The 18255-nt window shown below is 64.1% G+C and carries 19 protein-coding genes and 1 pseudogene; 13 read left to right on the forward strand and 7 right to left on the reverse strand.

All coding sequences use genetic code 11. The features are described from left to right. The 5 genes and pseudogenes from MOV74_RS11615 to MOV74_RS11635 form a co-directional block, all read left to right on the forward strand. A pseudogene (locus tag MOV74_RS11615) lies at nt 1–456 on the forward strand (hydantoinase/oxoprolinase family protein); the annotation flags it as partial. A 2-nt stretch (nt 457–458) separates the two neighbouring features. After that, nucleotides 459–2117, forward strand: coding sequence for a hydantoinase B/oxoprolinase family protein (locus MOV74_RS11620; protein WP_246921684.1), 1659 nt, complete (start codon nt 459–461; stop codon nt 2115–2117). A 38-nt stretch (nt 2118–2155) separates the two neighbouring features. Then, the gene (locus MOV74_RS11625; RefSeq protein WP_246921687.1) at nt 2156–3157 is read left to right on the forward strand and encodes a TRAP transporter substrate-binding protein; all 1002 of its coding nucleotides are present in this window, start codon (nt 2156–2158) and stop codon (nt 3155–3157) included. 10 nt (nt 3158–3167) lie between these two features. Next, entirely contained in the window at nt 3168–3761 is a 594-nt protein-coding gene (locus MOV74_RS11630) for a TRAP transporter small permease subunit (protein WP_246921733.1), read from the forward strand. 31 nt (nt 3762–3792) lie between these two features. Continuing rightward, nucleotides 3793–5097 carry a TRAP transporter large permease gene (locus MOV74_RS11635; RefSeq protein ID WP_246921690.1) on the forward strand — a complete coding sequence of 435 codons (1305 nt, stop codon included), beginning with the start codon at nt 3793–3795 and terminating at the stop codon, nt 5095–5097. 47 nt (nt 5098–5144) lie between these two features. On the opposite strand, the gene MOV74_RS11640 is transcribed toward MOV74_RS11635, so the two are convergent. Continuing rightward, nucleotides 5145–5618: a hypothetical protein gene (locus tag MOV74_RS11640; RefSeq protein ID WP_246921694.1), complete on the reverse strand. Its 474-nt coding sequence runs from the start codon at nt 5616–5618 to the stop codon at nt 5145–5147. A 1272-nt stretch (nt 5619–6890) separates the two neighbouring features. Further along, nucleotides 6891–7535 carry a glutathione binding-like protein gene (locus MOV74_RS11645; RefSeq protein ID WP_246921697.1) on the reverse strand — a complete coding sequence of 215 codons (645 nt, stop codon included), beginning with the start codon at nt 7533–7535 and terminating at the stop codon, nt 6891–6893. Nucleotides 7536–7638: 103 nt separating this feature from the next. Here MOV74_RS11645 and MOV74_RS11650 point away from each other — a divergent pair, with 103 nt between their 5' ends. Then, entirely contained in the window at nt 7639–8289 is a 651-nt protein-coding gene (locus tag MOV74_RS11650) for a TetR/AcrR family transcriptional regulator (RefSeq protein WP_246921700.1), read from the forward strand. A 78-nt stretch (nt 8290–8367) separates the two neighbouring features. Here MOV74_RS11650 and MOV74_RS11655 read toward each other — a convergent pair whose 3' ends face one another. After that, complete coding sequence (locus MOV74_RS11655) at nt 8368–9333, reverse strand: glyoxylate/hydroxypyruvate reductase A (RefSeq protein WP_246921703.1); 966 nt, start codon at nt 9331–9333, stop codon at nt 8368–8370. A gap of 141 nt (nt 9334–9474) precedes the next feature. Between MOV74_RS11655 and MOV74_RS11660 the strand changes: the two genes are divergently transcribed. The 4 genes from MOV74_RS11660 to MOV74_RS11675 all read left to right on the forward strand — a co-directional run bounded on the left by MOV74_RS11660 (nt 9475) and on the right by MOV74_RS11675 (nt 12277). After that, nucleotides 9475–9843: a YciI family protein gene (locus MOV74_RS11660; RefSeq protein ID WP_212088087.1), complete on the forward strand. Its 369-nt coding sequence runs from the start codon at nt 9475–9477 to the stop codon at nt 9841–9843. Beyond that, nucleotides 9840–11126, forward strand: a complete 1287-nt coding sequence (locus MOV74_RS11665; RefSeq protein ID WP_246921706.1) for an RNA polymerase sigma factor — start codon at nt 9840–9842, stop codon at nt 11124–11126. Before MOV74_RS11660 ends, MOV74_RS11665 begins: the two co-directional genes overlap by 4 nt. Before the next feature lie 167 nt (nt 11127–11293). Then, on the forward strand, nt 11294–11833 hold the full coding sequence (locus tag MOV74_RS11670; protein WP_246921709.1) for an SRPBCC family protein: 540 nt from the start codon (nt 11294–11296) through the stop codon (nt 11831–11833). A 30-nt stretch (nt 11834–11863) separates the two neighbouring features. Then, entirely contained in the window at nt 11864–12277 is a 414-nt protein-coding gene (locus MOV74_RS11675; protein ID WP_246921712.1) for a VOC family protein, read from the forward strand. A 102-nt stretch (nt 12278–12379) separates the two neighbouring features. Here the strand turns inward: MOV74_RS11675 and MOV74_RS11680 are convergent, their stop codons facing one another. The 4 genes from MOV74_RS11680 to MOV74_RS11695 form a co-directional block, all read right to left on the reverse strand. Next, nucleotides 12380–12736, reverse strand: a complete 357-nt coding sequence (locus MOV74_RS11680; RefSeq protein WP_246921715.1) for a hypothetical protein — start codon at nt 12734–12736, stop codon at nt 12380–12382. Between the two features lie 454 nt (nt 12737–13190). After that, nucleotides 13191–13625: a hypothetical protein gene (locus tag MOV74_RS11685; RefSeq protein ID WP_246921718.1), complete on the reverse strand. Its 435-nt coding sequence runs from the start codon at nt 13623–13625 to the stop codon at nt 13191–13193. Nucleotides 13626–13774: 149 nt separating this feature from the next. Continuing rightward, on the reverse strand, nt 13775–14551 hold the full coding sequence (locus tag MOV74_RS11690; protein WP_246921721.1) for an SDR family NAD(P)-dependent oxidoreductase: 777 nt from the start codon (nt 14549–14551) through the stop codon (nt 13775–13777). A gap of 193 nt (nt 14552–14744) precedes the next feature. Beyond that, nucleotides 14745–16409: a PAS domain-containing methyl-accepting chemotaxis protein gene (locus tag MOV74_RS11695; protein ID WP_246921724.1), complete on the reverse strand. Its 1665-nt coding sequence runs from the start codon at nt 16407–16409 to the stop codon at nt 14745–14747. 437 nt (nt 16410–16846) lie between these two features. Between MOV74_RS11695 and MOV74_RS11700 the strand changes: the two genes are divergently transcribed. From MOV74_RS11700 to MOV74_RS11710, 3 genes are all read left to right on the forward strand, one after another. Continuing rightward, nucleotides 16847–17251 (forward strand): YciI family protein, encoded by a 405-nt coding sequence (locus tag MOV74_RS11700; protein ID WP_246921727.1) that lies wholly within the window; start codon nt 16847–16849, stop codon nt 17249–17251. Nucleotides 17252–17310: 59 nt separating this feature from the next. Next, nucleotides 17311–17676, forward strand: a complete 366-nt coding sequence (locus tag MOV74_RS11705) for a hypothetical protein (protein ID WP_246921729.1) — start codon at nt 17311–17313, stop codon at nt 17674–17676. Nucleotides 17677–17806: 130 nt separating this feature from the next. After that, nucleotides 17807–18255, forward strand: a 449-nt coding sequence (locus MOV74_RS11710; protein ID WP_246921731.1) for a TetR/AcrR family transcriptional regulator, incomplete at its 3' end; no start/stop codon positions are given.

Genomic DNA, 18255 nt, shown 5'->3' on the forward strand with positions numbered 1-18255 from the left:
GAGCGCCGCGCCGCCTTCATGCGCTATGTCGGCCAAGGCCATGAGATCTCCGTCGAGCTGCCGAACCGGCGGCTGACGGCGGCCGATCTTGCCGGCCTGCGCCAGAAGTTCGAGGCGGATTATGCCGCGATGTTCGAGCGCGCGATTCCGGGCGCCGCGATCGAGGTGTTGAGCTGGTCGGTGCTCGCTACGACGGAGGCGCGTAATCCGCCCACCGTCGCTTCGGTCGCGCGCAAGCCGGCCGGGAAGGCCGTCGGCAGTCGAAAATTCTTCGACGGTCGCGCCGGCGAGGTGATCGAGATCCCGCTCTACCGCCGCGAGGACATGGCGCCCGGCGCGACCATTGCCGGGCCCGCCGTCATTGCGGAGGACGAGACCTCGACCTTCGTCTCCACCAGTTTTGACGCCCATATCGACGGTGCCGGCAGCATCGTCATGGAACGAAAGGCGGCCTGATCATGAGCAAGGCAAATGGCGCGAGCCTGATCGACCTTCAGATCATGTGGCACCGGCTGATCGCGGTGGTCGAGGAGCAGGCGCAGGTGCTGCTCCGCACCGCCTTCAGCCCGATCGTGCGCGAATGCGGCGATCTCTCGGCCGGCGTATTCGACCTCAGGGGACGGATGCTGGCGCAGGCGGTGACCGGCACGCCCGGCCACGTCAACTCGATGGCGGAATCGGTCAAGCATTTCATCAACCACTTTCCGATCGAGACGATGAAGGAGGGCGACGCCTACATCACCAACGATCCCTGGATGGGCACCGGCCACCTCAACGACTTCGTCGTCACCACGCCCTGCTTCAAGGACGGCAAGGTCGTCGCGCTGTTCTCCTGCACCAGCCATCTCATGGACATCGGCGGCATCGGCTTCGGGCCCGATGCCACCGACGTGTTCATGGAGGGGCTCTACATCCCGATGCTGAAGCTGATCGACCAGGGCGTCGTCAACGAGACGCTGATGGCGATGATCCGCACCAACACGCGGCTGCCGATCGATACCGAGGGTGACACCTATTCGCTCGCGGGCTGCAACGATGTCGGCTGCGAGCGCCTGGTCGAGATGATGACCGAGTTCGGCATCGACACGCTCGACGAGCTCGGCGACTACATCTGCGAGCGCTCGCGCGAGGCCGTGCTGGCCGAGATCGCAAAGCTGCCGAAGGGCAGCTGGCGCAACACCATGGTGGTCGACGGCTACGATGCCCCGGTGACGCTGGCCGCGACGCTGACGATTTCGGATGCGGGCATCCACGTCGATTTTGACGGCACCTCCGCTGCCTCGAAGTTCGGCATCAACGTGCCTCTTTCGTACACCACGGCCTACACCGTGTTCGGCCTCGGCTGCGTCGTCGCCTCGCAGATCCCGAACAATGCCGGCTCGCTCTCGCCGCTGACGGTGTCGGCGCCATCAGGTGCGATCCTCAATGCGCCGAAGCCCGCGCCGGTCGCCTCGCGCCACATCATCGGCCAGATGCTGCCCGACGTGGTGTTCGGTTGCCTGCGCCAGATCATTCCCGAGCGCGTGCCGGCGGAGGGCACCTCGTGCCTGTGGAATCTCAATGTACGCGGGCAGACCCGCTCGGGCGTCGGCGGCAATTACGGATTCTCGATGGCGGTGACCAGCAACGGCGGCACCGGCGCGCGCTTCGGCAAGGACGGCTTGTCGGCCACCGCCTATCCCAGCGGCGTGCGTGGCACGCCGGTCGAGATCGCGGAGACGCAGACGCCCTTGATCTTCTGGCGCAAGGAGCTGCGTCCGGATTCCGGCGGGGCAGGGCGCACCCGCGGCGGCCTCGGCCAGATCATTGAGGTCGGCAGCGGCGTCGATGCGCCGTTCGATATCCTGGCCGCATTCGACCGCATCGATCATCCGCCGCGCGGCCGCGATGGCGGCCAGAATGGCGAGGCCGGCTATGTCGGGCTTAAATCCGGAAAGAAGCTGCGCGGAAAAGGCTTTCAGGAGGTGCCGTCGGACGACCGTCTCGTGGTGCTGACGCCCGGCGGTGCCGGCATCGGTGCACCAGCCGAGCGAGATCGGGCTGCCGTCAAGGACGACATCGAAAGCGGCCTCGTGTCCGCCGATAATGCGGCTGCAGTTTATGGATATGCGCGGTGACGCCATCCGGCGTTTGGCGTAGCGAACGGAGGGGCTCAATGATCACGCGACGGAACTTCACCGCGGGCGCAGCGACGCTGCTCGCCGCCGGCCACATCTCGACCCGCGCGCGGGCGGCGACGACGAGCTGGGACATGTCGACGGTATGGCCCGACGGCAATTTCCACACCCAGAACGCGATGGCCTTCGCGGAAGAGGTGAAGAAGCAGAGCGGCGGCTCGGTCGCCATCACCGTGAAGGCCGGCGGCCAGCTCGGCTTCAAGGGACCCGAGCACCTGCGCGCCGTGCGCGACGGCCTGGTGCCGCTCGCCGACGTCCTCAACATCCAGCAGGTCGGCGACGAACCCTTCATGGGCGTCGAGAGCATCCCGTTTCTCTGTGGTTCCGTCGACGAGTTGAAGGTGCTGCACAAATACGTGCGGCCCGAATACGAGAAGATCGCCGCGCGCAACAACCAGAAGATCCTCTACATCGTGCCGTGGCCGACGCAGTATCTGCATCTCAAGGCGAAGGTCGCCGACGTCGACGGCCTCAAGAACATCAAGATCCGCGTGCCCGACAAGAATGCGGTCGACATGCTGAATGCGATCGGCATGGCGGCCGTGATGATCCCCTGGGGCGAAACCATTCCCGCACTCGCCTCCGGCGCGGTCTCGGGCGTCTCCACATCGTCGGTGTCGGGCGTCGACGGCAAGTTCTGGGAATTCCTCAAATACGTCTACCCGACCAACCACGTCTGGTCGTCGCAGATGCTCACCGTCAATCTCGACTCGTGGAAGGCGCTCAGCGCCGATCAACAGAAGCTCGTCGCGGATATCGCCGCGAAGATGGAGCCGGGATTCTGGGCGAACTCGCTGAAGGCCGACGTCGACAGCCTCAACCGCCTCAAGGAGGGCGGCATGGAGGTGGTGCCGGTCTCGGATGCGATGATGACGGACATCCGAGCCAAGACCGCGCCCCAGCTCGACGCCTTCCTCAAGCGCGTGCCTGCCGCCGACAAGCCCGTGAAGGCCTATCTCGCCGACATGAAGCGTGGTTGAGGGTGAAGCCGTGGTGAGCGTCTCGACCGAAGCTCCGCAGAGTCTCAACGCAGCGGCGCCAGTGCCGCTGCGCATCCTGCTCGACGGCATCGACCGTCTCGGCCGGCTCGACGGCTGGATCGGCGGCGGCTGTCTGCTGACGCTGACGCTGCTGATGCTGTGCGAGGTCGCAACCCGCTTCCTCTCGAACTTCCTGCCGTTCTTCCCGCCGACCATCTCGATCGCGTGGGAGTATTCCTCCTACCTGATGGCGGCGTCCTTCACCTTCGGCGCCGCCATGACCCTGCGCGTCGGCGGCCATATCCGTGTCGTGCTGCTGCTGAAGAACGTCCCCGCACCGTTTCAACGTGCGATCGAAATCCTCTCGGCCGCCGCCGGCTTCGCCTTCATGGCGTTCCTGACCTCCGCGATGGCGAAGTTTGCCTTCGGCGCCTATGTCCGCGGCCAGGTCTCGACCTCGAGCGACACGCCGCTGTGGTTTCCGGAAGCGGTCGTCACCTTCGGCATGCTGCTGCTGACGCTCCAGTTCCTGGCGCGCGCGATCCAGGCCGTGCTCGGCCTGCCGCTGGAGGATCACCGCATGAAGGCCTCGCCCGTCGAATGACCGCTTCGCCCGCACCCGGATTCAAGATCGCATGACCATCGAAGTCGTCGCCCTGTTCGCGATCCTGTTTGCGCTGCTGGCGTGCGGCGTCTGGATCGGCCTCACGCTGGCGCTCACCGCGACGCTTCTGCTCGCGATGTTCCGCTCGATCCCGCTCGACAAGCTGTTGCCGCAATACGCCTGGAACATCCTGACCACGCAGGAACTCCTGGCGCTGCCGCTGTTCATCCTGATGGGTGAGCTGCTGTTTCGCACCCGTCTGTCGCGCTCGCTGTTCCAAGGCCTGGCGCCGTGGGCGGGGTTGCTGCCGGGCCGTCTGCTGCATGTGAATGTGATCGGCTGCACCATCTTCGCGGCGATCTCGGGCTCGTCGGCGGCGACGACGCAGGTGATCGGCCGCATGTCGCTGAACGAGCTGCTGCGCCGCGGCTATTCCCGCGACATCGCAATTGGTTCGCTCGCCGGCGCCGGTACGCTCGGCTTCCTGATCCCGCCGTCCAACATCATGATCATCTACGGCGTGCTGGGCGACGTTTCCATTCTCAAGCTGTTTACTGCCGGCGTGCTGCCCGGCCTGCTGCTCGCCGCGACCTTCATGGGCTGGGTGATGCTGCACACGAGCCTCAAGCCGGCGATGGTGCCGGAGACGGAGGCAAAGCTCTCGCAGGTGCCTTGGGGCGAACGCTTCGCCGCGCTGAAGGATCTCGCGCCGGCGCTGTTCCTGATCGCCTGCGTGCTCGGCTCGATGTATGGCGGGCTCGCGACACCATCAGAGGCCGCCGCCGTCGGCGTGCTCGGCGCCGGGCTGGTCGCCTGGGCGCAAGGCTCGATGTCGCAGCAGGTGATGCGCGACGTGCTGATCGGCTCGGTGGTGACCTGCTCGATGATCGCGCTGATCGTGCTGGGCGCCTCGATCCTCGGCAATGCCGCCGCGTTCCTCGGCATCCCGCAGGCGGTTGCCGCTTTCGTCAAAGGGCTCGGCCTGTCACCTTTCATGCTGATCGTGGTTCTGATCGTCTTTTACCTGATCCTCGGCTGCTTCCTCGACGGCTTCTCGATGATCGTGATGACGCTGCCGATCGTGCTGCCGATCGTGAAGGGGGCCGGGTTCGACGAGATCTGGTTCGGCATCTTCCTGGTGCTCGCCGTCGAGATGGCGCAGATCACTCCGCCGGTCGGCTTCAACCTGTTCGTGATCCAGGGCCTGACAGAGGACGGGCTCGGCTACATCGCGCGCGTCACGTTGCCCTATCTGATGATCATGATCGGCTTCGTGCTGCTGCTGACGTTGTGGCCCGGCATCGTCACGATCCTGCCGCGGGTGTTGTACGGGTAAGTAGGCCGATGGTGGCGCTGGCAGCCGCCAGTCCGAGACCGCCTGCTCTATGGCTTGACTGGTGGATAGCTTGCCTGAGCCTCCCTGAGCGCGGTGCCGAGGTCATCCCCCCGGAGCTGATGCAGGATCAGTCGCTGCACGCAATCGCCTGGTCCGAACCCCGTGATCTTCGATGTCTGCACAAAGTTATCGTCGGGCGCGCAGTGTGCGGCGCGGCCGGTCAGGAAGAATATCTCGGACGCCGACATTTTCGACAGACGCCAGCCGAGAGGCAGCGGTATCACGTAGTCGCCGAAATTGACTCGTTGCACCCGGCTGATTCGTGCCCGCGCGTCCGTGGCATCACGTTTGATGACGCCGAGATCCCGCGTTGCCAGATCGACGGTCGAATAGGTTCGTGCCGTTCGGCTGTTGAATAGCGGACCACCGGAGATACCGCCTCGCTGAACGCGCTGGAGCTGCCTTTGCTGTACTCGCCCGATGTCAGAACGATGAGATGGAAGCGGGCCTGCGTGCAGCATGTGCCCGCCCGACGCTGAAGACGATTGATGATCTCGACCGCGGTGGTCACGCCGGAATTCTCGAAATATCCGCCGTCGACGACATGAAATTTCGTGATGTCGCACCACGAAAGGCGTGGACTTCTTTGCCGCTTTGCTCTTCGTCAGATCCGCAGACGACACCGAGGCCGCGTGGGCGGATGTCGCAACCCGAAACGGGTTTCTCAGGCCGGTTTGGCCCGTCCGGCCCACCATCCGTTGTGCTGCCCGACGGGCAAAACACGCCAGATCTGGGTCGATATCTCTCCGCAAAAATATTCTAATTTACAGAAATTCGGTTTTGCCGTACAAGCCTGGCCATCCCGCCCGCCACAAGGGGCGTTTCGCGATCGTCACGGGACGCGGGCCGGGATGCGGTGGCCGCGACGGCGTCGGCGCGCGATGTGGATTGCAGGGCGGGGAAACCCGTGAGCAGCGACAGGCGCGATACGACACGACGCTGACAGCGTCTTCGAATGGTCTTCACGGTGAGCGCACGCCAGCCGTGGAGAACCCAGCGAGGACGCGCGCGGACGGAGAAGTCGTGTGGTCCTGACGCCCGGGGTCTGTGCGTCAAGCCTCGCGGAGATGTGGCGGCCAACCGGTGCGCGCATCAATCGTCCGCAAGGCGACGGGGGCAATAGTGCATCGCTCCCCGAGGAGAGCACGAAGGACACCGTGAAACCATCCGTGCAGGGAAGGCCGGGATGTCCCGGCGTCACCTGTCGTCCACCCCGTGCGCGCTCTTTCGCACACGCGGGACTTCGGGTGCCAGCCGGCGCCCGGCCTTCCCTGCGCCCTTTGCTTTCGAGAGGGTGCCAGACGAAAGCAAAGCTCGGGCAAAACAAGCTGCGAGGGCGAGAAGTCGTGTCTGCGATAGTAAGCGTGGCAAAACCCTATGACCGTCACCCTGAGGTGCGCGCTCTGCTGCGCGTAGCGCTGCAGAGCAAGCCTCGAAAGGCGACGGCCCGGCTGCATCTCGGCCGTTCATCCTTCGAGGCTCCCCATGGGACGCGTTGCGTCCCATGGGGAGCACCTCAGGATGACGGGATCAGCAGCATGTCATTGCGAGCGAAGCGGCTTGTCCGCCGAAGCCTTGGCGAAGGCGGAAGCAATCCGGAATCCCTCCGCGGAAAGATCCTGGATTGCTTCGTCGCAAGAGCTCCTCGCTTTGCGAAACGCAAACGTCGTCCCGGTCCTGTCGGCAGGGACGACGTCTTGATCGAGGAAAAGCGATGCGGCGTTCAATCCGAACTATGCCGCGGCCTTCTTCCGTGCCTGCTCGGCCTTGTACAGCTCGAACTCTTCCGCAATCGCCTTGGCAAAAGAGGGCCGTTGGCGCATGCGTTCATAATACGCCTTCACGTTCGGCCATTTCGCAAGCTCGATCGGCGGCGTCGCCATGGTCCAGTTGATGACCGTGGCGAGATAGGCGTCCGCCACGCTGAAATGGTCGAGCAGGAAGTCGCGCCCCTTCAGGTAATTGTCGAGATAGTCGAGCCGCGACAGGTTCTTCTCCAGCGCATAGACCTTGGCTTCCTGCGGCGCCTTGCGGTCGAGCACGGGAATGAACAAGCCCTTGTGCAGCTCGGTGCCGATGAAGCACAGCCATTGATGCAGGTGCGTTCGCTCGATGCCCTGGGTAGCGCCGAGCCCGGATTGCGGGAAACGGTCCGCGATATATTGCAGGATCGCTGCGTTCTCGGTCAGAACCACGCCCTCGTCGGTGCGCAGCGTCGGCACCAGGCCGATCGGATTGACGGCGCGGAAGTCGGAGCCGTCGCTCAGCACTGTCTTGGTCGGCGGGTCGACCTCGAGATAGTTCGCCTCGGCGCCGGCTTCGTACAGCGCGACGCGTGTTGCCATCGAACAGGCGAGGGGCGAGAAAAAGAGATCCATCTGTAGCCTCCTTGGGGCAATTCTTGAATCTTCGCTCAACCTGGCCAGATTGATTTTTGTACTATCTTGCATAATATGGGGCTGGTCAAGGATTATTTGCGAAATGGTACAAAAATCGAAAGGGCCGCCAGCCATGCCGCCCGAACAGCCCAAGCGCCGCGGCCGCCCGCGGGCCTACGAGCCCGAGGTCGCACTCGGCAAGGCGCTCGACCTGTTCCGCAGGCAGGGCTTTGCCGCGACTTCGCTCGACGATCTCAGCGAGGCCACCGGCATGAACCGTCCGAGCCTCTATGGCGCCTTCGGTGACAAGCGCGAACTCTACATCAAGAGCTATCAGCGCTACCGCGAGGAAGCGGGGGCCTCCATGGCTATGATCTTTCGCGAGGAGATGCCGCTGCGCCAACGGCTGGAACGCATCTTCGCCTCCGCGCTGAACATCTATCTGTCCGGCGAGACCGGCCCGCGCGGCTGCTTCACAGTGGTGACGGCGGCGTCGGAAGCCGTCGGTGATCCCGAGATCCGCGGCATGGTGCTTGACGGGCTCACCGAGCTCGACAAGGCCTTTGCGAACTGCTTCCGCCGCGCCAGGGAGAAGGGCGAGTTGCCGGAGAGCGCCGATCCGGTCGTGCTGGCACAGATCGCATCAGCCACCATCCACACCATCGCCATCCGCTCGCGCGCGCGCGTGTCGCGAAAGGATCTCGAAGCCATCGTGAAGGGCGCGATCGATGTGATGTTGGGGGCCAAATCCTAGCTGTCGTCCCGGACAAGCGAGCGCTGATCCGGGATCATAACCCGAGGGAGAAGTTTAGCGAAAACCAGTCAGCTAAGTCTAATAGCCCCGTGCCCGGTCAACCACGTTCTCCAACGCACCGCCGGCCTCGAACCGCGCGATCTGCTCGGCGACATAGGCCGAAATCGCGTCCGCGTCGGTGTCGGCAGCGTTGTGCGGCGTCAGCACCACCTTGGGATGGGTCCAGAACCGGCTGTTCGCCGGCTGCGGCTCCTGCACGAAGACGTCGAGCGAGGCGGCGCCCAGCGTGCCGTCGTCGAGGCAGGCCAGGATGTCGGCTTCGTTCTGAAGGCCGCCGCGGCCGGCATTGATCAGCACCGGTGCGCCGAGCGCGCCGTTGCGGTTGAGCTTGGTGAAGACGTCGCGGTTGAGGATGCCAAGTGTGTCGGGCGTCAGCGGCAACAGGCTGACGAGGATGTCGGTCTTGCGCAGGAAGGCATCCATTCCGTCCGTGCCGTGGAAGCACTCGACACCCTCGATCGTGCGCGGGCTGCGGCTCCAGCCGGCGACGCGGAAGCCGAGCCGCCGCAGCACGTCGGCGGCATCCGCTCCCAACGTGCCAAGTCCCATGACGCCAACCGTGACGGCACTGGCAGGCCATTGATATTTCGGCTCCCAGCGTTTGGCTCGCTGCGAGTCCCGCAAATAAAGCTCCTGGCGGTGATGCATCAGCACGTGCAGCACGACATATTCGGTCATGCGGGCGGTCAGATCGGGCACGGCGACGCGGACCAGCGGCACATTTGGCAGGCTCTTGTCCGCCATCAGCGCATCGACGCCGGCGCCGAGATTGAAGATCGCCCGCAGATTGGGGAAGGCGGCGAGATCGCCGGGGACCGGCTTCCACACCGTGGCATAGTGCACCTCGGCAGGATCGAGCCCGGAATCCGGCAGCAGCACCACGCGGCGGCCGCCGCAGACGGCGTCGAACCGGGCCTTCCAGCGCTCCGGCAGCCAGTTCTGCTGCGTGCTGTTGATCAGGACGGCGAGTGTGCCCATGGTCATTCGAAGTGCCTCGTCGGGTTCCGCTGAAGAAGCGCCCTCCTTGGCACGATCCAACGGCTTTTTCTTGCAAATTCTTTCCGCAGCCCTGTCGGGGCGAGGCATATTGGCGCGTCTTCAGAACAGACGAGGAAAATGTCGCCCATGCTTTATGCAATCCTTTGCTATCACGATGAGGACTTCGTCGGCTCCTGGAGCAAGGAGCAGGACGAGGCCGTGATGAAGAAGCTCGCCGTGGTGCAGGAGAATCTCACCAAGCAGGGCCGGCTCGGGCCGGTCGCGCGGCTGCTGCCGACCACCGCGGCGGCGACCTTGCGCAAGGAAGATCCGCCGCTGGTGCTCGACGGCCCCTATGCCGAAACCAAGGAGCAGCTGCTCGGCTTCTACATCGTCGACTGCAAGAATCTCGACGAGGCGCTCGACGTCGCCCGCGACCTCGGCGCGGCCAATCCCGGCGGCGCCTATGAGGTGCGTCCCGTCGGCGTGTTCCGGCCCGGAGGGAATCTGACGTGAGCGAGGCCGACACCGCCTGGATCGAAACCGCGCTGACCTCGGCGCGACCCCAGGCGGTCGGCGCGCTGTTGCGTTATTTCCGCGATCTCGACACCGCCGAGGAGGCGTTCCAGAACGCGTCCCTTCGCGCACTCAAGACCTGGCCGCAGAACGGGCCGCCGCGCGATCCTGCGGCCTGGCTGATCATGGTCGGCCGCAATGCCGCCATCGACGAGGTTCGCCGGACCCGCAAGCAGCAGCCGCTGCCGGAGGACGACCAGGCGATCTCCGATCTCGACGACGCCGAAGGCGCGCTGGCCGAGCGGCTCGACGGCTCGCACTACCGCGACGACATCTTGCGGCTCATGTTCATCTGCTGCCATCCGCAATTGCCGGCGACGCAGCAGATCGCGCTGGCGCTGCGCATCGTCTCGGGCCTTACCGTGAAGCAGATCGCGCGCGCCTTCCTGGTCTCGGACGCGGCGATGGAGCAGCGTATCACCCGCGCCAAGGCGAAGGTCGCGGAGGCGGGGACGCCGTTCGAAGCGCCCGGCGCGGTCGAGCGCTCCGAGCGGCTCGCCGGTGTCGCGGCGATGATTTATCTGATCTTCAACGAGGGCTATTCGGCGAGCGGCGACACCGCCGAGATCCGCAAGCCATTCTGCGAGGAGGCGATCCGGTTGGGGCGCCTGCTGCTCCGGCTGTTTCCGAGCGAGCCGGAGATCATGGGGCTCACGGCGCTCATCTTGCTGCAGCATGCGCGCAGTGCCGCGCGCTTTGCCGCGGATGGCTCGCTGATCCTGCTGGACGATCAGGACCGTTCGCTGTGGAACAGCACCATGATCGCGGAAGGGCTTGCGCTGATCGACAAGGCGATGCGCCACCGCCGCAGCGGGCCCTATCAAATCCAGGCCGCAATCGCCGCGCTGCATGCCCGCGCGGCGACGCCGGAGGAGACCGACTGGGCGCAGATCGACCTGCTCTACGGCGCGCTGGAGCTTGTGCAGCCGTCTCCCGTGGTGACGCTCAACCGCGCGGTCGCGGTTTCCAAGGTGCGGGGGCCGCAAGCCGCGCTCGAATTGATCGAGCCCTTGGCGCCGAAGCTCGCCAACTACTTCCATTTCTACGGCGTGCGCGGCGCCTTCCTGATGCAGCTCGGCCGCAACGACGAAGCCCGCATCGCCTTCGATCGGGCCATCGCCCTCGCCAACACGTCCGCAGAGGCCGCCCACATCCGCATGCATCTCGATCGCCTGATCCGGGACAGCCAGCCGAAGCCGAGGGAAAGCGCCAAGGCGAAGTGACGCGGCACGCGTCATTCCGGGATGGTCCGAAGGACCAGACCCGGAATCTCGAGATTCCGGGTTCGATGCTTCGCATCGCCCCGGAATGACGATCGAAAAATTCATTCCATCAATTGTCGGCCCCAGCCATCCTCCTTCGTCCTAAGCCCGTATCCACGGAGCCCCTCATGCTGAAAGCCATTGCCGTCATTGCCATCGTCCTCGCGGCCGGACTTGCCGGCATCCTCGTCTTTGCCCTCACCAAGCCCGACACTTTCCGCGTCGAACGCAGCCTCGCCGTGAAGGCGCCGACTGACGCGATCTATCCGGTGGTCGCCGATTTCCACCGCTGGACCGCCTGGTCACCCTACGAGACACGCGATCCCGCCATGAAGCGGATCTTTGGAGGAACTGCGGTCGGCAAGGGCGCGACCTATGCCTGGGACGGCAACAACAATGTCGGGGCCGGCCACATGGAGATCCTCGAGGCGAACCCGTCGTCAAAGCTTCGCATCAAGCTCGATTTCGAGCGGCCTTTCGAAGGCCACAACACCGCCGAATTCACCTTTGTGCCGCAAGGCGATGCCACACTGGTCACATGGGCGATGTACGGTCCGGCCCCGTTCCTGTCGAAAGTGATGCAGGTGTTCATCAACATGGACAGCATGATCGGCAAGGATTTCGAGGCCGGCCTCGCCAGCCTGAAGAAGCTCACCGAGAAGCAATAAGCCTCACGACCAACGAAAAGGAGAGAAACGATGCTCAATCCCTATCTGTTCTACCAGGACAATTGCGAAGCAGCGTTCAACTATTACGCCAAGGTTCTCGGCGGCAAGGTCGATGCGATGATGCGCGCCTCGGACGCACCGCCGGAGGTGCCCGCCACGCCAGGGCGCGAAAAGATGATCATGCACGCGCGGATGTCACTACCCGACGGCAGCGTGCTGATGGCTTCCGATTCCCCGCCTGAGCATTTTCACAAGCCGCAGGGCTTTGCGATCTCGCTCACGGTTAGGGATCCCGCGGATGGCGAGCGCAAGTTCAACGCGCTCGCCGACGGCGGCGCCGTCAACATGCCGTTCAGCAAGACGTTCTGGGCCAAGGGCTTTGGCATGTGCGTCGACAAGTTCGGCATTCCCTGGATGGTGAACTGCCCGGCGGACGGAATGTGACGGTCGCGAGCGCCTGCCTGATCTAACGAGCCGCAGTCCCCTCTCTCCATTTTGCGGGAGAGGGGATTCAACGGGTCAAGTCCGGATCAATCGTGAGCGGTCTCAGCGGAGCGATCCCGTCACGTCTTCGCCTTGCCGCGGCGACTGAACGCAGCTGGGGCAGATCACGAGCTTGGTGCCGAGCTGCTTGTCGTTCTCCGCTTCGATCTCGTCATGCACCGCCCACCAGGCCTCCGAGTATGGCCGCAAGGTGCCGAGCACTCTCTCCCGCTCCTGATTGGGATCGCTTGTCGCGGCTGCCTGATTCGTCACGCGCTGCTTTGTGACGTGCGGGCGGTTCGGCGCTATGTTGGGGTCTCGGCCGAGGCCGTCCCATGCGATCGGACGACGCTCCTGCGCGACTGCGCATCCCATGAGCGCTGCGCAAAAAGTGAGCAAGACGAAGCCGTGTCGAATCATGCCGGACCTCTTGGCGCGGCGCGCAAAATGCGCGTGAGAAGGTTTGCGTCGCGTCGGTTGAAATGGAACTCAAGGGAAACGGCGTGGCCCGGCCGGCTGAATATGGCGATTTGCTCTCGCATCACTTTGCGAGCGCAGTGAGGCCGCTTCGTGAAATGATGCAGATCGCATCGCACAACAACTGGCGTAATATTAGGCTGTGAACTCCGCGTCAAAATCGCTAGTTCTATTTCACAATAAGTACAAGCTGGGGTGGACGTGACTTGGAAGGGAGCGACCGATGGCGGCGGCGCTACAAATCAACTTTGCTCTTTGGGGAATGCTCATCTGCGTCAGCATGAAGCTTGCGCCGGTCGTCCAGGTTTTTTTCTAGACGGCAAGTTCCCTCGCTGAATTGTGCAGCGGTTCCGATCGTTGATCGTCACCGGCGGCGAGCGCGCGTGATCGCGAATCGTCACCGGCAACGCGGATAGATTGCGGCGAGATCGCGCCCCTTCAACAGCAGCAGTCGGGAGCTCAGGCCGCCGTGGCGGCTGATCCAGTCGCGCACCGGGCCGGGATAGGCGGCAAGCACTGCCTCGGATGCCTCGGGCTCTGCATAGAAGCGCCCGCGCCGGTCCACCGAGCGTGCCGCATGGAAGCCGAGCACGGCGCGCTTGGTGACGCAGATGCGCTCGCCCGGCACGATGCTCAGCACCAACGTGCAGGCAGACAGGCAGGGGCCGTCGATCACCACGCGCTCGCCGCTCTCGCGCACCTTTTCGAACAAATCGAGGAACGGCCCGACCTGCCCGCCCGGAGACTGGATGATGCGGATTTCGGCGGCGGCGGGCGTGCTGACCAGAAGTGCGAATGCAAGCATCAGGGCTTTGACGAAAGCGCGTCGCATGGAGCACTCCACGAGCTCGGTTTTCGTAGGGTGGGCAAAGCGTAGCGTGCCCACCATCGTCACCGCAAATCCGGAGAAGTGGTGGGCACGGCGCTCGCGCGCCTTTGCCCACCCTACAATTCCTGCCCCACCCCACAATGTACTACCCGTTACGGACCGCGCAGCGTCGGCAGGCCGATACCTGCCGCATCGAAACCGCCATCGACGGCCAAAATTTGTCCGGTGATGTAGCTCGCGTTCGCGGAACACAGGAAGTAGATCGCTTCCGCAAGCTCCTCCTCAAGGCCGTAGCGGTTGAGCGGAATCGCGTCGTGATAATCGGCGCGGATCTCCTTGGTGTGCACCTGCTTCGCCATCGCCGTGTCGACCGGCCCCGGCGCGACGGCGTTGACGCGGATGCCCAGCGAGGCGAGCTCGACTGCGAGCTGCTTGGTCAGGTGTGCGAGCCCGGCCTTGCTGGTGCCGTAGGCCGAGCGCAGCGTCGAGGCGCGCACCGCCGAGATCGAGGTGATGTTGACGATGGCGCCGCCATTGGCCTCGCGCATCAAGGGCACCGCCGCCTTGGTGCAGAGGAACGGGCCGGTGAGGTTGACCTCGAGCACACGCCGCCAATCGGCCTCGGACGTCTCCATCAGCGGCGCGAACACCGCGATGCCGGCATTGTTGACGAGCGCATCGAGCCGGCCGAACCGCCGCTCGATCGCCGTCATCGCAGCGCTCACTGCGGCTGCGTCCGAAACGTCGCAGGTCAGCGCCAGCGTCGCCTCGCTTTGGTCGATTTCGGCGACCGCCCGGTCGAGCAACTCGCCCTCGATGTCGAGCAGCGCCACGCGCCACCCCTCGGCCAAAAACTTCTTCGCGGTCGCAAGCCCGATGCCGCGCGCGGCTCCGGTGACGAGGGCGGTCTTTAGCGGGGCTTGCGGCATTGGTTGATTTGTCCTGTGTCCGGGGAGGGCGGCGCGTGAGCGCGGCTCCTTTTACTGCGCTTTGGCCCGGAGAACAAAGGGCTCGATCACTGGCAATGGAGTCGAGCGCTCACGCCCTCAAACCGTCACCCTGAGGTGGTCGCTCTTCAGCGGCCTCGAAGGATGACGGAGGTGGAAATGAAGGAGATGGCGTCTACGCCAGCTCCGCCGACGCGCGCTGCATATTGGCCGACATATCCGATGTCACGATGCTCTGCTCCTCGACTGCGGCGGCGGTGGAGGCGATGAACTCGTTGACGCCGGCAATCGCGGCCTTGATGGCGGTGAGCGAGCTGGCGACGTCGCCCGAAATGACGTTCAGCGCGTCGATCTCGGAGGTGATCGTGTCGGTCGCCTGCTTGGCCTGGTTTGCGAGGCTTTTCACCTCGGAGGCGACCACTGCGAAGCCGCGGCCGGCTTCGCCCGCACGCGCCGATTCGATCGTGGCGTTGAGTGCGAGCAGGTTGATCTGGCTGGTGATGCCCGAAATCATCTCGACGATGCCGCTCATGGCCTGCGCGGCTGCGGCCAACTTCTGCGCCTGACTGTCCGCGGACTCGGCCCTCGTCGTCGCAACCTTGGAGGTCTCGCGCGACTTCGCCATGGTCTCGGAGATCTCGCGGATCGAGGCGCTCATCTGTTCGCTGCCGGCCGCGACCGCCTCGATCAGCCCGCGCGCATTGTCGGCCTTCTTGCGGCCGATGGCCTGTGCGGTGATGTCGGTGGCGTATTTCACTACCTTGTAGGGCCTGCCGTTGAGATCGAAGATCGGGTTGTAGGAGGCCTGGATCCAGATCTCCCGCCCGCCCTTGGCGATTCGCTTGTATTCTGCGGCCTGGTATTCGCCGCGGTTGAGGGTCTCCCAGAACTGGCGATAGGCCGGCGAATTCTTCTCATTCGGCTCGACGAACATCGAGTGGTGCTGGCCCTTGATCTCCGCCAGCGAATAGCCCATCGCCTTGAGGAAATTCTCGTTGGCGGTTCGTATCGTGCCGTCCATGTTGAATTCGATCACCGCCTGTGATTTCTGAATGGCGGCGAGCTGTCCGTCATTGTCGGCCGCCTTCATCTTTTGGGCGGTGACGTCGGTCGCGAACTTCACCACCTTGAACGGCTTGCCGTTATCGTCGAGAATCGGATTGTAGGTGGCGATGATCCAGATCTCCTTGCCGCCCTTGCCCAGCCGCTTGTATTCGGCGGCCTCGAACTCGCCGCGGTTCAGCTTGGCCCAGAACGCGGCATAGGCCGCGCTCGCCCGATCCTCGGGCGTCACGAACATTCCGTGATGCTTGCCCTTGATCTCGTCGAGCGAATAGCCCATCGCGCTCAGGAAGTTCTCGTTGGCGGTCACGATGGTGCCGTCCATGTTGAATTCGATCACGGCCTGCGCGCGGTTGATCGCGGCGAACTTGTCGGAATCCTCCATGGTCTTGATCTTGTACGCCGTGATGTCGGTGGCGAACTTGATGAAGCTGATGACCTTGCCGTTCTCGTCGCGCAGCGGCGCATAGGATGCGTGGATCCAGACCTCCTTGCCGCCCTTGCCGAAACGCTTGTATTGCGTGGTCTGGAATTCGCCGCGGTTCAGGCTGGCCCAGAAGTCGCGGTAGCGAGCGCTCTCGCGCTCGGCCGGGCTGACGAAGATGCTGTGGTGCTTGCCTTTGATCTCGGCCAGCGTGTAGCCGCTCATCTTGAGCAGGTTCTCGTTGGCATCGAGGATGGTGCCGTCGAGACCGAATTCGATCACGGCCTGTGACCGGTCGAGCGCCTCGACCTCAGCGACGGCGTGCCTGACCTTCTTGCTCTGGAAATTGAACACGTATGCCCCGCAATTTGTAGCGCGAATCGGCACTGACGTACCGGTTTCTCCCGCTCTAAAAATTGCATGCTCTCGTTGAGCGTTTGTAAACCCAGGCGAACCACACGGCCTATTCCCGTATTTCACGTGCGTTAGCCATCTATTTCAACCGGCGAGCGTTCTGGCTCCATATGCACGCGGGAGTTCATATGGTGGCCGTATTTGTACGGGCGAGGCGGGAATTATTTTTCGCGGCGTGTTGACGCAGTTCCCCAGGGGCAGCGGGTTCGGCAGCGCTGACGACATCGGCTCTGTCGGCCTCCGCGGAGATTTCCTTGAGAAAATTTCCTCGCCCTTGTCGGTCTTGGGCAGCCGCGTTCGTCTTACAACGGCACCGTCGTCACTCCAGCGGCCCAACTTCGGCGCGCCCGGAATGACGGGAGTACAGAGGACACCTCATGCGATTCATGATGCTGATGATTCCGCTCGGCTACGAGACCGCGCCGCCGGACGTGCAACTCGATCCCGAGCGCGTCGCGGCGATGATGCGCTACAACGAGACGCTTAAGGACGCGGGCGTGTTGATCACGCTCGACGGTCTGCATCCGCCGTCGATGGGCGCACGGGTGTCGTTTGCGACCGGCGAGCCCATTGTCACCGACGGCCCATTCGCCGAGGCCAAGGAAGTCCTGGGCGGCTACTGGATGATCGAGGTGGCCTCGCGGGCCGAGGCGATTGCCTGGGCAAAGCAGTGCCCGGCCTCGCCGAACGAAATCATCGAAATCAGGCAGGTGCAGGAGATCGGCGACTTTCCGCCCGACGTGCAAGCGGCCGCCGCCGGTTTTGACGACCTGAAGACATAGCCCGCATTGGCCGCGAAGAGATCGCGGCCGTCATCACGATATCAACAAGGGAGAGACCGATGAGCACCGAACACGGATTCCTCGCCATTTACCTCGGCAGCATGAGTGGCGAGAAGATGAAGGCCTGGCATGCGATGCCCGAGGCGGAACGGAAGGCAAAGGAGCGCGAGGGCATGGCCGCCTGGCACGGCTGGGTCGAGAAGCACAAGGACGTCATCGTCGAGATGGGCGGCCCGCTCGGCAAGACCCGCAGGATCGACGCGAGCGGCATCACCGAGATCAGCAATGCGCTGACCGGCTTCACGGTGGTGCGCGCTGCCTCGCAAGAGGAAGCTGCAAAACTGTTCGAGAACCATCCGCATTTTGCGATCTTCCCGGGCGAGGCGATTGAGGTCATGCCCGTGCTGCCAATTCCGCAGATGTAGCTGCGGCCAAGGCGCCATTTCCGGGCGCGAGTCGTCGCTCCGGCCCGGCATCACCCGTGGAAGTACGGGATTCATTGCGCTCGATTCCCGCTAGTGACCTTCACGCCTGGCTCATGTAAAGATCGTTCACATGAGCTGGCGCAAGGAGCAGCGCCGCGCCGAGCGCGGCTATCACCACGGCAATCTGAAGGAAGCCCTGTTGCAGGCCGCTCTCGGGCTGATTGCCGAGAAGGGCGCGGCCGGCTTCACCTTCGCCGATGCCGCGCGCATGGCCGGCGTCAGCGCGGCGGCGCCCTATCGGCATTTCCGGGACCGCGACGAGTTGTTGTCCTCGATCGCTCAGCGCGGTTTCGAGCAATTCGAGGCGCGCCTGACCGCGGCCTGGGACGACGGGCATCCCGACACGGTCACCGCGTTCGAGCGCGTCGGCAGGGCCTATCTTGCTTTCGCCCGCGAGGAGCCCGCATTTTACAACGCGATGTTCGAGTCCGGCTTGCCGGTCGATGCCAATCCGGCGCTACAGGCTGCGAGCGAGCGCGCTTTCAACATCATGCGCGCCGCGGCCGAGAGGCTCGCGGC

The sequence above is a fragment of the Bradyrhizobium sp. SHOUNA76 genome, from assembly GCF_023006445.1.
GTDB lineage: Bacteria > Pseudomonadota > Alphaproteobacteria > Rhizobiales > Xanthobacteraceae > Bradyrhizobium.

What these genes read in the sequence shown, in the direction of transcription:
- MOV74_RS11620 (WP_246921684.1), top strand. Translation starts at nt 459, where the DNA reads ATGAGCAAGGCAAATGGCGCGAGCCTGATCGACCTTCAGATCATGTGG.
- MOV74_RS11625 (WP_246921687.1), top strand. Translation starts at nt 2,156, where the DNA reads ATGATCACGCGACGGAACTTCACCGCGGGCGCAGCGACGCTGCTCGCC.
- MOV74_RS11635 (WP_246921690.1), top strand. Translation starts at nt 3,793, where the DNA reads ATGACCATCGAAGTCGTCGCCCTGTTCGCGATCCTGTTTGCGCTGCTG.
- MOV74_RS11640 (WP_246921694.1), bottom strand. Translation starts at nt 5,618, where the DNA reads ATGCTGCACGCAGGCCCGCTTCCATCTCATCGTTCTGACATCGGGCGA.
- MOV74_RS11645 (WP_246921697.1), bottom strand. Translation starts at nt 7,535, where the DNA reads ATGGATCTCTTTTTCTCGCCCCTCGCCTGTTCGATGGCAACACGCGTC.
- MOV74_RS11650 (WP_246921700.1), top strand. Translation starts at nt 7,639, where the DNA reads ATGGTACAAAAATCGAAAGGGCCGCCAGCCATGCCGCCCGAACAGCCC.
- MOV74_RS11655 (WP_246921703.1), bottom strand. Translation starts at nt 9,333, where the DNA reads ATGACCATGGGCACACTCGCCGTCCTGATCAACAGCACGCAGCAGAAC.
- MOV74_RS11660 (WP_212088087.1), top strand. Translation starts at nt 9,475, where the DNA reads ATGCTTTATGCAATCCTTTGCTATCACGATGAGGACTTCGTCGGCTCC.
- MOV74_RS11670 (WP_246921709.1), top strand. Translation starts at nt 11,294, where the DNA reads ATGCTGAAAGCCATTGCCGTCATTGCCATCGTCCTCGCGGCCGGACTT.
- MOV74_RS11675 (WP_246921712.1), top strand. Translation starts at nt 11,864, where the DNA reads ATGCTCAATCCCTATCTGTTCTACCAGGACAATTGCGAAGCAGCGTTC.
- MOV74_RS11680 (WP_246921715.1), bottom strand. Translation starts at nt 12,736, where the DNA reads ATGATTCGACACGGCTTCGTCTTGCTCACTTTTTGCGCAGCGCTCATG.
- MOV74_RS11685 (WP_246921718.1), bottom strand. Translation starts at nt 13,625, where the DNA reads ATGCGACGCGCTTTCGTCAAAGCCCTGATGCTTGCATTCGCACTTCTG.
- MOV74_RS11690 (WP_246921721.1), bottom strand. Translation starts at nt 14,551, where the DNA reads ATGCCGCAAGCCCCGCTAAAGACCGCCCTCGTCACCGGAGCCGCGCGC.
- MOV74_RS11700 (WP_246921727.1), top strand. Translation starts at nt 16,847, where the DNA reads ATGCGATTCATGATGCTGATGATTCCGCTCGGCTACGAGACCGCGCCG.
- MOV74_RS11705 (WP_246921729.1), top strand. Translation starts at nt 17,311, where the DNA reads ATGAGCACCGAACACGGATTCCTCGCCATTTACCTCGGCAGCATGAGT.